Here is a 15,845-nt window from a genome sequence, read left to right as displayed (position 1 = left end):
GACAACGGAGAAACTAGCAGCTTGATGTTAATGATTGTGAAATTCTAGGTCATCAGTACTTCTTGACAAAGAACCAATCAAAACAAAAAATTGTAGCGACAATTTTCGCTACAATTTTAAAATATTAATCTGTAATTTCAATTAACAAGTCATTTGAATCAATCACATCACCAGCGTCAACCAAAACAGCAGCAACTTCACCATCAATTGGTGCTTGAATCGTTGTTTCCATCTTCATGGCTTCGGTAATGACAATTGGATCACCTTTTTTAACTTTGTCACCCTTAGCGACGATGACCTTCAGCACTGAACCACTCATTGTGGCCCCAATTTGACCTGGTTGAGATGGTTCGGCTTTCCGTTTCTTCACAATATTATGAGAAACACTTGCATCATTCACTTTAATTTCACGGGCATGCCCGTTAATGTCAAAGTATAATGTACGATTTCCTTCATCGTCAGGTTCACTGATTTGGTTCAATTGAACGATTTCAGACTGGCCTTCAGCTAAATCGACATCCACCCGTTCTCCAAGACGCATGCCTTGGAAGAATGTTGGTGTGTCAAGCACTGTCACAGGCCCATATTGTTCTTGACGTGATACATAATCTAAATAAACTTTCGGATACATAATATAACTAATCACATCATTGAAAGTAACATTATGACCTAATTTTTCAACTAATTCTGCTTCTAAAGCTTTAAAATCAGCTGGTTTTGTTAAGCTACCTGGTCGAACAGTAGATGGCGTTTTCCCCTTTAACACTAATTTTTGTAGTTCTTTAGGGAATCCACCAGCTGGTTGACCAAGATCACCCATGAAGAAGCTCACCACGGAATCAGGGAAATCTAATGAAGCACCTTGTTCCATCACGTCTTCAGGAGTTAAGTCATGTTGCACCATAAAGAGGGCCATATCACCAACAACTTTTGAAGAAGGCGTAACCTTAATAATGTCGCCAAACATCATGTTAACTTGGCGATATTTCTTTTTAACTTCTTCAAACTTATCACCTAGACGTAACGCATTAGCTTGTTGTTCCAAGTTTGAATATTGGCCACCAGGCATTTCAGTTTGATAGATATCAGTTTGTGGTCCCTGCATTTTGCTAGCAAATTGTTGATAATAAGGACGCACTGATTTCCAATAACGTTCAACTGCTTCAATATTTTCAATTGAAATATCGGGTTGACGATCCGTACCCTTCATTGCGTAATAGAAACTTCCCATACTTGGCTGTGAAGTCTTACCAGACATTGAACTAGAAGCCACGTCGACAATATCAACACCAGCTTTTGTCGCTTGAGCATATGTGTAGATACCATTACCGGTTGTATCATGCGTATGCAAATGGATTGGCACATCGACATTATCTTTCAACGTTGACACTAATTCATAAGCTGCTTCTGGTTTCAACAAACCAGCCATATCTTTAATAGCAATAATATGTGCACCTTGTGCCTGTAATTCTTTAGCTAAGTCAGTGTAGTATTTCAAGTTATATTTTGACTTATCTGAATCTAAAATATCACCGGTATAACACATTGTTGCTTCAGCAATTTTATTATTATCACGAACAAATTGAATACTCTTTTCCATCTGTTCAATCCAATTTAAACTATCAAAAATACGGAAAACGTCCATACCATCTTGCGCAGATTGGTCGATAAAGGCTTTGAGCGCGTTATCCGGATAATTTTGATAGCCAACCGCGTTTGAACCACGGAACAACATTTGAGTTAAAGTTCGTGGCATCATTTTACGTAATTCTCGTAAACGAACCCATGGGTCTTCGCCTAAGAAGCGATAAGCAACGTCAAACGTCGCTCCGCCCCACATTTCGTAAGAGAACAAAGTCGGAAATGCTTTTTGCAGTCTTGGTGCAATTGTTTCCATATCCTTAGTGCGCATACGTGTGGCAAATAAGCTTTGATGTGCATCACGCATAGTGGTATCGGTCAACAGGACTTTATCCTGATTTTTAATCCAGTCCACTAACGCATCTGGTCCTTTAGCATCCAAAACATCCTTGGCGGTCACTGTGCCAGCTGGAATTGGATCAAAATCTTCATTGTAACTAAATTCAGGATAATATTTCTTTTCACGACTGACACCAGGAAAACCATTAACCGTTGTCGTGGCAATATAGGTTAATAATTGTTCACTTTCATCCGGTTTTTGCGCCAACTTGAATAGTTCCGGGGTTTGATCAATAAAAGTCGTTGAAGCCAAACCACTACGGAAAGTGGGATGGTTGATAACGTTTTTCATAAATTCAATATTCGTTTTCACACCGCGAATGGTGAATTCATCCAACACCCGAATCATCTTGTCACAAGCTTCCTCATACGTATCAGCTCCGACAATTGCTTTGACAAGTAGTGAATCGAAATAACGTGTAATCACAGATCCGGTATAGGCATTACCACCGTCAAGACGCACACCGTTACCACCTGGAGAGATATATGTAGAAATTTTACCAGTGTTTGGCATGAAATCGTTTGTGGCATCTTCTGTTGTCACCCGTGCTTGAATAGCAGCACCGTGGTACGTAATTTCGTCTTGTTGTGGGTAATTAATCTCTTTGTGTAAATCTAAGCCCTGAGCAATCAAAATTTGCGATTGAACAATATCAAACCCAGTGATCATTTCGGTAATCGTATGTTCAACTTGCACACGAGGGTTAACTTCGATGAAATAGAATTGATCGCCATCAACTAAAAATTCAACCGTAGCGGCATTTAAATAATGTACGTGAGTTAAAAAGTTAACTGCGGCCTGGCAAATTTTTTGACGTAATTCAACTGGTAGCGCCACAGCAGGTGCAATTTCAATCACCTTTTGATTCCGACGTTGCACCGAACAATCACGTTCGAACAAATGAATCACGTTTCCATGCGCATCTGCCAAAATTTGAACTTCAATATGTTTAGGACTTGCTAAGTATTTTTCTAGATAAATCTCACTGTCACCGAAAGCTTTGGAAGCTTCACTTTGAGCAGTATTGTAAGCATCAACTAATTCTTCTTCGTGTTGCACAATCCGCATTCCACGACCGCCACCACCATTGGCAGCTTTAACAAAAATTGGATAACCAATTTTTTCTGCAGCAATTTTTGCTTCTTCAACAGATTCAACTGCGTGATCAGTTCCTGGAATGGTAGGAACGTTGGCTTCATTGGCAGCAATTTTTGCTTCCATTTTGTCACCAAACATTTCCAAGTGCTCTACTTTGGGTCCAATAAAAGTGATGCCTTCTTCGACGCATCGTTTATTAAATTCTGCGTTTTCGGATAGGAATCCATATCCTGGATGAATTGCGTCAATATTGTGTTCTTTGGCAATTCTAATGATATTTTCAATATCAAGATATGCTGCAATTGGTTCTTTACCTTCACCTACCAAATAAGCTTCATCAGCTTTAAAACGATGTTCTGAATATTCGTCTTCTTTGGCATAAATTGCCACCGCTGTCATGTTTAACTCATGAATCGCCCGAAAGATTCGTGTAGCAATCTCACTTCGATTTGCAACCAATACACGTTCCATTAAAGAAGTCCTCCATCCGTTTGTGAAAATTTCCGCATTTGTGAAATTTTAACTATTTTACCACTTTTAAACGCTTTTGTTGAGAAGAAATGTTTATTACTAATCCTAACGACGCGCACAAAACTAGCATACTTGAACCCCCGTAACTAATAAACGGAAATGTAACTCCGGTAATTGGTACCAAGCCTGTTACGCCGCCCACATTGAAAAATGTTTCAACTGCAAAGAATGTGGCCACTCCATAACAGATTAATGACTCATATGTTTTTTGACAACGGACGCCGACCCAAACTGTTCTGACAATAATTATGCCTAATAAGAATAAAATGATCATCACAAACAACACACCCATTTCTTCGGCAATAATCGCTAAAATAAAATCAGTATTGGGTTCTGGTAAATAACCCATTTTTTGAATACTATTACCCAGTCCAACCCCGAACAATCCTCCATGAGCGATTGCATAATATGAATTGACTAATTGATTTCCGGCCCCTCTGGCTGTGCCAAATGGATTGGCAAACGCCACAAATCGTGCCAACTTATAACTGCCGTTGGAACCACTAGAAGCAATATGTGTCGCAACTGGGCCCAGGATAATCATCAATGCTCCCGTACCTAGCACAATGAAACTAGCTCCCCATTTCCAATTAATTCCACTGGCCAAAATCATAACCACTACAATTGCTAAGTTAATAGCTGCACCACCGGTATCAGGTTGAATTGCAATCAGTCCAATTAGCGCCACAATCCAGATATACATTTTAAAAATATCCAATTCATGAAATGACGCTTGTAGCCCATAAGACATTGTTTTTTGATGTTTAGCAAAGATATCTGCGACGTATAAAATTAATAACAGCTTACAGATTTCTGCCGGTTGAATACTCATAAACGGCAGGTTAATCCAACCTTTAGCACCATTAACTGATTGACCCGCAAACAGCACATACAACATCATCGCCACTACGACAAAGAAAAACGTTTTTATCATGATTGGATGTCGCCACTTGTCAATGTTCATTGCAGTCATCAAAATTAACACCAGTAATCCTAAAATCACGTAGATTCCCTGCTTAATTAAATAACCAGTTGGTGTCCCCCCATTTTGAACGGTAATATCTGAACTCGCTGAATAAACCATCACCAGTCCAATCATACATAGTAGGATATATGGCACAAATAACCAATAATCCAAAAATCTTAGCTTTCCCCTTCGCATTTCGTAACGCTCTTTTCTTCATAATTATTATCGAGTTAATTCACTCATTATATCATATCCATAATTGAGAAAAGTTTAAAAATGGATATGGAAAGGCCTAGAAAACACAAAAAATCCTCGGAAAATTTCCGAGGATTGATTATTTATAAATTAATTATTTTTTTGAAGCAATCTTACGTTTTTTAGCTTCTTTTTCACGTAAAGTTGAATCAAGAATTTGCTTACGCAAACGAACATGATCAGGTGTAACTTCACAATATTCATCATCATTCAAGAATTCAAGTGATTCTTCAAGTGAAAGGTTAAGAGGAGTCTTAATCCGTGCCATTTCATCAGAACCTGATGAACGAACGTTAGTAAGGTTCTTACCCTTAGTGATGTTAACTGTAATGTCATTTTCACGGCTATTTTCGCCAACAATCATTCCTTCATACACTTCTGTACCAGGTTGAATCATCAACGTTCCACGGCTCTCAATTCCCATCATTGCGTATGTGGTAGCCTTGCCAGAGTTCATTGAAACCAATGTTCCCTTTGAACGACCAGGATTCCAGTTTTTAATTACTGGAGCATACTTTTCAAATGTATGGTTCATAATTCCGTAACCACGAGTTTGTGACATAAATTCAGTTGGGTAACCAATTAAGCCACGTGATGGAGCAAGGAATGTCAAACGAGTTTGACCATTGTCTGTCGATTCCATGTTTTGCATTTCACCCTTACGTTGTGCAAGGCTATCAATAACTCCACCAGTATATTCGTCAGGCGTATCAATTTGAACTTCTTCAAATGGTTCTGACATCACACCATCAACTTCGCGATAGATAACTTGTGGACGTGAAACACCTAATTCAAAGCCTTCACGACGAAGGTTTTCAATTAAAATTGAAAGATGTAATTCACCACGACCAGAAACTGTCCATGCACCAGGTTGATCAGTATCATCAACACGTAAAGAAACGTCGGTATGCAATTCAGACTTCAAACGATCTTCAAGTTGACGTGAAGTAACGAATTTACCTTCGCGACCAGCCATTGGTGAGTCATTAGTCCGGAAAGTCATTTGCAATGTTGGTTCGTCAATCCGAAGAATTGGTAAAGCTTCAGGATGAGCTGAATCAGCAACAGTTTCACCAACGTTAATTTCTTCCATCCCAGCAACCGCAATCAAATCACCTGCAACGGCAGATTCAATTTCAAGACGCTTAAGACCAAAGAAACCAAACAATTTAGTAACACGGTAGTTCTTCTTTGAACCATCAAGTTTCATTACTGAAACGTTGTCACCAACTTTGATTTGTCCACGGAAAATACGACCAATTCCGACACGACCAACGAAATCATTATAATCCAATAAGGCAACTTGGAATTGTAATGGTTCGTCACGATTGTCAACAGGAGCTGGAATCTTTTCAACGATTGTTTCAAAGATTGGCTTCATAGTTTCCTTTTGAGTTGATAAATCTGGATCCAAACTTGATGTTCCATTCATAGCTGAAGCGTACACTACTGGGAAATCAAGTTGTGATTCGTCAGCGCCTAATTCGATAAACAAATCAAGTACTTCATCAACAACTTCTGTAGGGCGTGCACCTGGACGGTCCACCTTATTGATAACAACAATTGGTACTAATTTTTGATCCAATGCTTTTTTCAACACAAAACGTGTTTGTGGCATTGTACCTTCGTATGCATCAACGACTAACAATACACCGTCAACCATCTTCATGATACGTTCAACTTCTCCACCGAAATCGGCATGTCCTGGTGTATCCAAGATATTGATTTGGCGGTCGCCGTACTTAACGGCTGTATTCTTTGAAAGAATAGTAATTCCACGTTCACGTTCAATCGCATTTGAATCCAAGGCACGGTCTTCAATCGATGAGTGTTCGTCTAATGTGTCTGATTGTTTCAACATTTCGTTAACTAGGGTTGTTTTACCGTGGTCAACGTGGGCAATGATAGCAATGTTACGAATATCGTCACGTAATTTCAACTTTATTTCTTCCCTTCATTTTTGAGCAAAATTTGGTATCACATTTTTGCAACCGATTAGCATAAAAAAACTGTGACATCGGTCACAGTCAACCAAACTAATTAGCAAGTTCAATGACTTCTTGGCTTGCTCTTTGCGTCGCTACTAATACAACAGTCGATGATAGCATATCTAACTGTGTTCCGTCAATACTTTTGACAACTAAGCCGAGTGTTTCTGCTAACACTTTGCCAGCTCCAAAGTCCCACGGCCGTAAGTAAGATATGTATCCACTCAGCTCACCATTAATAGTTGCAACATATTCAATTCCAGCACTGCCATACATTCTTGGCCCTCGACTAACCCGTGCCACATCTTGTAAATTGAATTGGTTTTCAATTAACAATGGACCACTAATCCCAATCAAGGAATCTCTAAGTGGAACATCTTCAGGTGCCTCTAATTTTGTTTCATTTCTAAATACACCCGAGGCTGGACCACCATGATATAAGTCATCATTCATGACATCAAAAATATAACCAAGCACTCCTTCACCATCGTGATAAAGCGCGATCATGATGGCAAAATGATTTTGTTGCATTACAAAATTCATCGTGCCATCAATTGGATCAACAATCCACGTCCAGCCATCTGTTCCAGTGACCTGATCACCAAAACCCTCTTCACCTAAAATTTGAGCCTCAGGTAAAATTTTTCGCAATCCTAATATCAAACTTTGTTCATTTCTTTTATCAACAGTCGTCACTAAATCTTTTCGCCCTGTTTTTTCATCAACATCAATTGGCTGCGACATACTTTGAATTGTGTCATCTTTAACTTGCCGAATCAATTGTTGAACTTGTCCATCAATTTCTTTTAAATCCATCATTAAACTTACCGTTCCAATCGAATTGTTTTCCTATCACTTGAATTTGCCAATTTGATTACTTCATAAAGTACGTAACCAGAATCATGGGCAAATTGTCGACCAAGTTGTTTTTCTTCAGATTTAGACTGCACAATGTCTTTAAATTTCCGATACTGTGTCAGCACTGCCTCACGATTTGCGCCACCTTCATACACATCTTCGACCAAGCCAAACATGTTCGTGACAGTAATTAGTTCTTCTGTTGTCCAATCATCATTTATTGGATAACTATAATTTTGGTTGTCCATTTTTATCTCCGTAATTTTATTGTTACTTAGATTTTACCACCGAATCAACCTGACCACACGAAAAATGAGAGTTTGAGTAGAAAATCACTTTTCACTCGAACCCTCATTTTAAACTCTATTACTTAAACGAACATTACTAAACGTGTTTCAACGATTAATAGTTGTTACACATTAATTTCTAGATGTGTGTTGGGAAGCCCAATGCAACGTCAGCAGCTTCAGCGATTGGTTCGCTAAGTGTTGGATGTGGATGGATAGTCAATGCGACATCTTCGACATTCATCCCGCCATTAACAGCTAAGGATAATTCAGCGATTAAGTCACTTGCTCCAGGTCCAACAATTTGTCCACCAACTAGATTGCCTTCATCTTTAGTAAATACCAAACGAACGAAGCCTTCTGGTTGATCCAAACTAACTGCACGTGCGTTACCTGCAAATGGGAATTTAGCAGTTTTGACATCTAATCCCTTGTCTTTAGCTTCGGCTTGGTTTAAACCAACTGTTGCTAGTTCTGGATCAGCGAAACACACTGCCGGAACTCCAACCCAATCATTGGCAGTGTTTTTACCTGAGATTGCACCAGCGGCGGTTTTACCTTCAAAGAAGGCTTTATGTGCCAATGCTGGTCCAGCCACAATATCACCAATTGCAAAAATGTTTTTAACATTTGTGCGACCTTGATTGTCAACTTCAACAAGACCATGATCATCCATTTTAACGCTGGTCATTTCAAGTCCAAAGTTATCAGTATTTGGTTTACGGCCAACAGAAACTAAGCAATAATCAGCTTTCAAGTCTGTAGCTTTACCGTCAACTTCATAAGTGATTGTTACACTCTTATCATCTTGAACTGACTTTTTAGCCATAGCGCTGGTGATAACATCAACACCCTTGTTCTTCAATTGTTTGAGTACAACAGCTACCATGTCCTTTTCAAAATTAGGCAAGATTGATGGTGTTCCTTCAAGGATAGTTACGTGTGCACCTAAATTAGCATATGCACCAGCTAATTCAGTTCCAATGTAACCACCACCAATAACAACTAATTCTTTAGGAATTTCTGGTAAGTTAAGTGCACCGGTTGAATCGATGACACGTTTTTCAAACTTAAATCCTGGGATTTCTATTGGACGACTACCAGTAGCAATAATTAAATTCTTAAATTTAATTGTTTGTCCACCGCCATTGTCCATGAATTGTTTAGGTCCAACATCCATAGTACGTAGTTGAGAATCATTGTCCAGGAATGCTTCCTGATTGAGAACTTCAACCTTGTGTTTTTGGAGCAACATTTTAACACCGCTTGTCATACGATCAACAACGGAATGTTGTTTCCAATCTTGAGTCTTAGTAAAGTCAATTGTTGCTGGTTTTGTCGTGATTCCAAAGACAGAAGCATCATTAGCCTCTACCAAACGATGACCAGCATTAATCAATGCTTTTGATGGGACACATCCAACGTTAAGACAAACTCCGCCTAACGTTCCTTTTTCAATCAAAGTCACTTTTTGACCTAATTCAGAAGCCCGAATTGCAGCGACATATCCACCAGGTCCACCACCGATAATGACTGTTTCTTTTTCTTCAACATCTGCCATGTGAAAATCATCCTTCCATCAACATCATTGCAGGATCATGCAATAATTGTTTCATGTAATTTAATGCATTTTGTGCTAATGCACCATCAATCAAACGGTGATCATAGCTCAATGATAATTTAAGCATATTACCAACTACGATTTCGCCATCTTCATTGACATATGGTTCCTTGGCAATTTTACCAACACCTAAAATAGCAACTTCAGGTTGGTTGATAACTGGAGTAAACCAGCCGCCACCAATTGAACCAACATTACTGATTGTGATTGATCCACCACTCATTGCTTTAGCTGATAATTTACCAGCATATGCAGCTTCAGTATTTTCGCTAATTTCCTTAGCAATTTCGAACATACCCTTAGAATCAGCATCTTTAATGTTTGGAACATATAATCCATCATCAGTGTTGGTTGCAATACCGATGTTGTAATAATGTTTGTAAACAATTTCTTGTGATGCATCATCAATTGAAGCATTCAATTCTGGATACTTCTTGATAGTTGCAACTAATGCTTTGACAACATATGGCAAGAAAGTCAAATGAATTTCTTGATCTGCAGCAACTGTCTTGTACTTCTTACGATTAGCCATCAAGGCTGAAACTTCAACATCATCAAATGATGTAACATGTGGAGAAATGTCTTTTGAAGTCCGCATTGATTTAGCAATAATCTTACGCATTGGTGACATTGGTTCGCGAGTTTCAGCATCCCCATTGTCAGACTTGTAAGGTTTAACTGCTTGTGCAGTTGCTTTAGCTGGTGCGGCTGCTGGTGCTACACCTGTAGTAGCAGCTGGCGCAGCGGCGCCACCGTAATTGTCAATATCTGCTTTGACAACTTGACCATGATTACCACTTGGGGCAACTGTACTGATGTCAATACCCTTATCACGAGCATATTGACGTACTGATGGCATTGCCAAAACTAATTTGTTTGGTTCTGCTAATGCTGCAACTGTTGCCGTAGCAGCGGGTGCTGGTGCTTCTGCTGGTGCTTCTGGAGCGGCTTCTGCTGCTGGAGCAGCTTCTGCAGGTGCACTATCATCACCAGTGTCTGGAGATCCATCATCAATTTCAACGAGAGTATCGCCAATTTCAACTGTGTCTCCTTCTTGTGCAACAATTTTTTTAATAGTACCTGAAACTGGAGTAGGCAACTCCGAGACAGACTTATCGTTTTGAATTTCAACGATTGTGTCGTCTTCTTTGACTGTATCTCCTTCTTTTACGAGCCATGAAGCAACTTCACCTTCAGCCATTCCTTCACCAAGCTCTGGGAGTGTAAATTTAAAAGCCATATTGTATTCATCCCTTCTGAAATTATTTTAGTAATTTTAGTAGCTTAAAGTCTCACGTACTTTTGCTTCAATATCATCTGCATTTGGAATCCAAACATTTTCAGCTTGAGCAAATGGATAAACACTATTTGGCGCAGCAACTCTAGCGATTGGTGCATCAAGTGACATAATAGCGTGTTCTGAGATTTCTGATGCAACAACTGCACCAACCCCTGCCATTTTTTGTGCTTCTTGAACAACAACAACTTTATGAGTTTTTTCAACTGAGGCAAAAATTGTGTCTGTATCAATTGGTGATAATGAACGTAAGTCAATAACTTCAGCAGAAATATTTTCTTTAGCTAATTTTTCAGCAACCGTTAATGATTCATTAACTTCTGCACTATAAGCGACGATAGTAACATCTGTACCTTCACGAACAACTTTGGCTGTATCCAAAGGAACAGTATATTTTTCATCAGGAATATCGTCTTTCATTGAACGATATAATTTTAAGTTTTCCATAAATAATACGGGATCATTATTTTCAACTGCAGAAATTACTAATCCTTTTGCATCATATGGATTACTTGGAGTAACAACACGCAATCCTGGAACTCCTGTAAAGAAGTTTTCAAGGTTATCAGCATGCATTTCAGCGGTATGAGTACCACCACCAAATGGTGTTCTGATAGTAATTGGTGAATGTTTTAGCCCACCAAAGCGGAAACGCATACGAGCCATTTGGCCTGCAATTGAATCCATTGCTTCAAAAGTGAATCCCATAAATTGAATTTCTGGAATTGGACGCCAACCTGTTAGTCCAAGACCAACAGCTAGACCTAAAATACCAGATTCTGCTAATGGTGTATCGAATACTCGATCTTCACCATATTTTTCTTGTAGTCCTTGGGTTGTTCTAAATACACCACCGTTTTTACCAACGTCTTCCCCAAAAATTAAAGTCTTTGGATCTTCATCAAGTAGAATATCTAACCCATCAGTAATTGCTTGAATATATGATTTTTTAGCCATGATTACTTCGACTCCTTTTCTTCAAATTCGGCGATTTGTTTAGCAATATCAGGTGTAGGAACTTCAAAGGTGTTCTTCAGCATATCAGAAACCTTTTCTGGTTCTGTAGCATCAGCAACTTTCAAAGCTTCCTTGAATGATTCTTTGCATTCTTCAACGTATGCATCTTCTTGTTCTTGTGACCATTGGCCCTTGTCAGTAAGATATTTACGCATTCTAATCAATGGATCATTGTCGAACCAAGGTTTTTCTTCTTCCTTTGTACGATAACGACTAGGATCATCACCAGCACTACTATGAGGACCAAAACGATAAGTTAAAGTTTCAATCATAACTGGTCCGTTGCCGGCTGCAGCAAATTCACGAGCTTCTTTAGCAACAGCATAACAAGCTAAGATATCCATACCATCAACTTGAACACTTGGAATACCAGCAGCAACAGCTTTTTGAGCTAAAGTAACGGCAGCAGTTTGTTTTGGACGTGGAACTGAAATTGCATATCCGTTATTTTGAATAATAAAGACTGCAGGTGCTTGATAAGCTCCAGCAAAGTTCATACCTTCATAAGTATCACCTTGAGAAGTACCACCATCACCTGTGTATGAGAATGCGACTGCATCTTCACCATTTTTCTTAAGTCCTAAAGCAACTCCGGCAGTTTCAACCATTTGGGCACCAATGATAATTTGTGGCATTAATGCACGCGCCTTAAATTGGTTACCAACCACATGGCCTCTTGACCAAAGGTATCCTTCTGCAACAGTTGCACCATGTTGAATTAATTGTGGAAGATCACGATAAGCAGGTAACAGATAATCATTTTCCTTAAAAGCAGAAACCGTACCCATTTCACTTGCTTCTTCACCATAAGTTGGTGCATAGAAGCCTAAACGACCTTGACGTGAGAAATTCATCGTTTGTTCATGCAGTGCTCGTTCCCAAACAAGTTTCTTCATGAAATCAAGCAGTTGTTCATCCGAAAATGTTGCCATCAATTCCTTATTAACAACTTTTGCATCATTATCTAAAATTTGGACTGGTTTGAAATCACCGCCCAAATCGGCCTTAATTGCTGCAAAGTCAACGACTTTCTTACTATCTTTAGCCATACCTAACACGTTCCTTTCTATATTAACGTTACACGTCTCCTTGAAATGTAAGCGCTTTATTTGTCTACTCCTTTAGTATACACTGCCACTTTCTAATTGCAAGGGGTGTCTTGGTCAATTTTTCCTTATTCGTATTTAAAGTAGTGACTACCGAACAGTAAAATAGTTCACAATCGATACACATATACCATTTTTTGCCCAGTATATCAACATTATAATTTGCTCACAGTTTCACATTATCCCTAAAAATTTTATGCTTATGTCATTCACATTTAAATATGATAAAATATAATTATTGAAAAATTTGAATGGAGCTGAATATTTTGTTTTTAATGAAAGATATCACTCGAGATGGTAATCCCGTTCTGCGTCGCTATGCTGACGACGTTCAATTTCCACTCTCGAAAGAAGATCAGCAACTAGCCACCGATATGATGGAATATCTTGAGGTCAGTCAAGACCCAGAATTATGCGAAAAGTACGGATTACGCGCTGGAGTTGGTTTAGCTGCACCGCAAGTGGGAGTTTCTAAACAAATGGCCGCAGTACTTGTCCCACCAGCTGAAGAAGATGATACTGAACCTGAGTTCAAAGATGTCATCATTAATCCTGTCATCATCAGCGAATCAGTCCAATACGGTGCACTATCTGAGGGTGAAGGCTGTCTGTCGGTTGATGAAGATGTTCCTGGTTATGTTCCTCGTCACGATCGTATTACGCTCCGATACCAAGATGTGGCCGGTGAAACACATACGATACGTCTGAAGCATTATCCAGCAATCGTCTGTCAACACGAAATTGATCATCTTCATGGCATGCTATTTTATGATCACATTAATAAAGAACATCCTTTTGAAGCACCGGAAGATACAATTTTATTCGGGTAAACTATAAAGAGCCGTTAATGAAATTCATTAACAGCTCTTTTTGATTTGCTTAAGATAATTTGGCTAAGTCTTTGACATATTCAGCAGTAGATTCATTTACGACGTAGGCAACATCTATATGCAACTGATCCAAATATGTCCATAAATCTGTTACTATAAAGATTCTGTCGACATCTTCATACGATTGAATATCATTTTGGTCAGCATAAGTATTTAATTGCGAATTTAGTTGCCACCTCACCTCATCAAAATTAATTTTATTTGGCCCAACTGTAAATTGGTATTCAAATGCCATTACTCCTGCTCCCCACATATTGGCAACTGTTTCAGATGCAAATTGTGAATCCGGTGTTTCAATGTAGTCACGTTCAATTAAAATTGGGAGTACATCGTTCATGGCAGCATCCGTTACTTTTTGAGCATCATTGGTAATAATGGAGATTGCTCGTTTCGAAATCATTCGATGCACTAACAGATACACTAAAACTGCAACTACTATTGCTACTATTATACTAATAATCACAGTATCACCTCTTTCTATTAATAGAATAACATTATATTCTATCCTCAGAAAACAATATCATTCAATTTAGTTTGTCTGTTAGCATTAGTAGTAGTAATGTGCTAAAATTAAACTTGATTTACATCGATTTTAAATACAAGGAGTTTTGAAAATGATTTTTAAAGTATACTACCAAGAAACAAAAGTTCGTAATCCTAAACGTGAAGATACCCTTTCAATGTATGTTGAAGCTGATTCATTACCAGCTGCACGTGTCCTTGTGGAAGAAAACACAGATCACAACATTGAATTTATTGAACAACTTTCTGATAAAGCCTTTGAATACGAAAAAGAAAATCCAAACTTCAAAATGACTACATTTTAATTAACTTGCGATTTGATTAACGTCCAGGCTGGATTCCTGGGCGTTTTTATTTTTGTTAAATTACCTCAATCTAACCCATCGGGAGAACATCCATGTTTCTAAACATCATATTAAATAATACAGCTGGAAGCGGAAATGCCCGACATTCGTGGGAAATCGTGCAAACAGAGTTGGAAAAACGACATGTTAGATACGAACTAAAAGTATCCAAATATAGTGGTCACGCCGAAAAACTTGCACTACAGTTGGCCAAGAAAGCGACCCCCGACTCCATTATCGTGGTGCTTGGTGGTGATGGAACGCTGCATGAAGTCGTTAATGGTCTGCTAAAGCATCGTCGCGAACTGCCTTTTGATGTCCCTGTTGGCTACATTCCATCAGGCTCCGGTAATGATTTTGCTACTGCTTTAAAAATGACGACGGATCCATTGACCGCACTTGAAGATATTTTGTCATTAACAGAACCAACCACCATCAACGTTGGCTATTATGAAGAAGCAATGCGCCATGAGCGTGGCTTTTTTGTGAATAATATTGGAGTTGGCTTTGATGCTGCCATTGTTAGTCGCACTAATTCTGCTACTTCAAAAAAGGCACTCAACAAATTGCATCTAGGATCACTCTCGTATGTATTTTCGCTAATTGGTGTCTTATTTCATCAAGATTCATTTCAATTAATGGTTAACAACCGAAACAATCATGATATCTATCAAAAAGCGTTTCTTGTGACGACCTCAAATCATCCATATTTTGGTGGAGGGGTTCCCATCTTGCCAAATGCCAACGTCCACGATCCTGACTTGGAACTAATTGTGATTGAACGCCATAACTGGTTAATTCTGTTATGGATTGCGTTATTTATTCCCTCTGGAAAACACTTAAATTCTCATTGGGTACATCACTACAAATCAAGCTCAGTTCGCTTAACGACATCCTCATTAGAGTTCGGACAATCAGATGGAGAAGAAATGGGTAGCCGTTTCTTCGACTTATCAATGAATACAGTTCAATACCCATTTTGGATTAAGTCTAGAAAATAAAAGACGTGGCTGGGAAAAAACTAATTCCAGACTATAAAAAATAAAGGGACTTTGGAAAAACACTCCAAAGTCCCTTTAACTA

13 protein-coding genes are annotated in these 15,845 nt (G+C 38.8%); 3 read left to right on the top strand and 10 right to left on the bottom strand.

Annotated features, from left to right (window positions below; translation table 11 throughout):
* Positions 1-124 precede the first annotated feature (124 nt).
* The 9 genes from FFM59_RS07490 to pdhA form a co-directional block, all read right to left on the bottom strand.
* Positions 125-3,550 (bottom strand): pyruvate carboxylase, encoded by a 3,426-nt coding sequence (locus FFM59_RS07490; protein ID WP_137602420.1) that lies wholly within the window; start codon positions 3,548-3,550, stop codon positions 125-127.
* Positions 3,551-3,602: 52 nt separating this feature from the next.
* The gene (locus tag FFM59_RS07485; RefSeq protein WP_137602419.1) at positions 3,603-4,772 is read right to left on the bottom strand and encodes an FtsW/RodA/SpoVE family cell cycle protein; all 1,170 of its coding nucleotides are present in this window, start codon (positions 4,770-4,772) and stop codon (positions 3,603-3,605) included.
* Positions 4,773-4,926: 154 nt separating this feature from the next.
* Positions 4,927-6,771 carry a translational GTPase TypA gene (gene typA, locus FFM59_RS07480; RefSeq protein WP_137602418.1) on the bottom strand — a complete coding sequence of 615 codons (1,845 nt, stop codon included), beginning with the start codon at positions 6,769-6,771 and terminating at the stop codon, positions 4,927-4,929.
* Positions 6,772-6,868: 97 nt separating this feature from the next.
* Positions 6,869-7,639 carry an inositol monophosphatase family protein gene (locus tag FFM59_RS07475; RefSeq protein WP_137602417.1) on the bottom strand — a complete coding sequence of 257 codons (771 nt, stop codon included), beginning with the start codon at positions 7,637-7,639 and terminating at the stop codon, positions 6,869-6,871.
* 5 nt (positions 7,640-7,644) lie between these two features.
* Entirely contained in the window at positions 7,645-7,926 is a 282-nt protein-coding gene (locus tag FFM59_RS07470; protein WP_137602416.1) for a UPF0223 family protein, read from the bottom strand.
* A 178-nt stretch (positions 7,927-8,104) separates the two neighbouring features.
* Positions 8,105-9,526, bottom strand: coding sequence for a dihydrolipoyl dehydrogenase (gene lpdA, locus FFM59_RS07465; RefSeq protein ID WP_137602415.1), 1,422 nt, complete (start codon positions 9,524-9,526; stop codon positions 8,105-8,107).
* Between the two features lie 7 nt (positions 9,527-9,533).
* Positions 9,534-10,826, bottom strand: a complete 1,293-nt coding sequence (locus FFM59_RS07460) for a 2-oxo acid dehydrogenase subunit E2 (RefSeq protein ID WP_137602414.1) — start codon at positions 10,824-10,826, stop codon at positions 9,534-9,536.
* Between the two features lie 36 nt (positions 10,827-10,862).
* Positions 10,863-11,840 (bottom strand): alpha-ketoacid dehydrogenase subunit beta, encoded by a 978-nt coding sequence (locus FFM59_RS07455; protein ID WP_137602413.1) that lies wholly within the window; start codon positions 11,838-11,840, stop codon positions 10,863-10,865.
* Positions 11,841-11,842: 2 nt separating this feature from the next.
* Positions 11,843-12,949 (bottom strand): pyruvate dehydrogenase (acetyl-transferring) E1 component subunit alpha, encoded by a 1,107-nt coding sequence (gene pdhA, locus FFM59_RS07450; protein ID WP_137602412.1) that lies wholly within the window; start codon positions 12,947-12,949, stop codon positions 11,843-11,845.
* Between the two features lie 323 nt (positions 12,950-13,272).
* On the opposite strand from pdhA, the gene def reads away from it, so the two are divergent.
* Positions 13,273-13,836 carry a peptide deformylase gene (gene def, locus FFM59_RS07445; protein ID WP_137602411.1) on the top strand — a complete coding sequence of 188 codons (564 nt, stop codon included), beginning with the start codon at positions 13,273-13,275 and terminating at the stop codon, positions 13,834-13,836.
* Positions 13,837-13,885: 49 nt separating this feature from the next.
* Here the strand turns inward: def and FFM59_RS07440 are convergent, their stop codons facing one another.
* Complete coding sequence (locus FFM59_RS07440) at positions 13,886-14,296, bottom strand: hypothetical protein (RefSeq protein WP_170175960.1); 411 nt, start codon at positions 14,294-14,296, stop codon at positions 13,886-13,888.
* 214 nt (positions 14,297-14,510) lie between these two features.
* Between FFM59_RS07440 and FFM59_RS07435 the strand changes: the two genes are divergently transcribed.
* The gene (locus FFM59_RS07435) at positions 14,511-14,723 is read left to right on the top strand and encodes a DNA-directed RNA polymerase subunit epsilon (protein ID WP_137602409.1); all 213 of its coding nucleotides are present in this window, start codon (positions 14,511-14,513) and stop codon (positions 14,721-14,723) included.
* A gap of 92 nt (positions 14,724-14,815) precedes the next feature.
* Complete coding sequence (locus FFM59_RS07430; protein ID WP_137602408.1) at positions 14,816-15,763, top strand: diacylglycerol/lipid kinase family protein; 948 nt, start codon at positions 14,816-14,818, stop codon at positions 15,761-15,763.
* The last annotated feature ends 82 nt before the right edge of the window (positions 15,764-15,845 follow it).

The organism is Paucilactobacillus nenjiangensis (genome assembly GCF_005405445.1).
GTDB lineage: Bacteria > Bacillota > Bacilli > Lactobacillales > Lactobacillaceae > Paucilactobacillus > Paucilactobacillus nenjiangensis.
The sequence above is the reverse complement of the archived record's forward strand: the minus strand, read 5'-3'. Positions and strand labels throughout refer to the sequence as shown.

Coding starts and splice junctions, on each gene's coding strand:
- FFM59_RS07485 (WP_137602419.1), bottom strand. CDS start 4,772: ATGCGAAGGGGAAAGCTAAGATTTTTGGATTATTGGTTATTTGTGCCA.
- FFM59_RS07430 (WP_137602408.1), top strand. CDS start 14,816: ATGTTTCTAAACATCATATTAAATAATACAGCTGGAAGCGGAAATGCC.
- pdhA (WP_137602412.1), bottom strand. CDS start 12,949: ATGGCTAAAGATAGTAAGAAAGTCGTTGACTTTGCAGCAATTAAGGCC.
- FFM59_RS07455 (WP_137602413.1), bottom strand. CDS start 11,840: ATGGCTAAAAAATCATATATTCAAGCAATTACTGATGGGTTAGATATT.
- FFM59_RS07470 (WP_137602416.1), bottom strand. CDS start 7,926: ATGGACAACCAAAATTATAGTTATCCAATAAATGATGATTGGACAACA.
- FFM59_RS07490 (WP_137602420.1), bottom strand. CDS start 3,550: ATGGAACGTGTATTGGTTGCAAATCGAAGTGAGATTGCTACACGAATC.
- FFM59_RS07435 (WP_137602409.1), top strand. CDS start 14,511: ATGATTTTTAAAGTATACTACCAAGAAACAAAAGTTCGTAATCCTAAA.
- FFM59_RS07440 (WP_170175960.1), bottom strand. CDS start 14,296: ATGATTTCGAAACGAGCAATCTCCATTATTACCAATGATGCTCAAAAA.
- FFM59_RS07460 (WP_137602414.1), bottom strand. CDS start 10,826: ATGGCTTTTAAATTTACACTCCCAGAGCTTGGTGAAGGAATGGCTGAA.
- lpdA (WP_137602415.1), bottom strand. CDS start 9,526: ATGGCAGATGTTGAAGAAAAAGAAACAGTCATTATCGGTGGTGGACCT.
- FFM59_RS07475 (WP_137602417.1), bottom strand. CDS start 7,639: ATGATGGATTTAAAAGAAATTGATGGACAAGTTCAACAATTGATTCGG.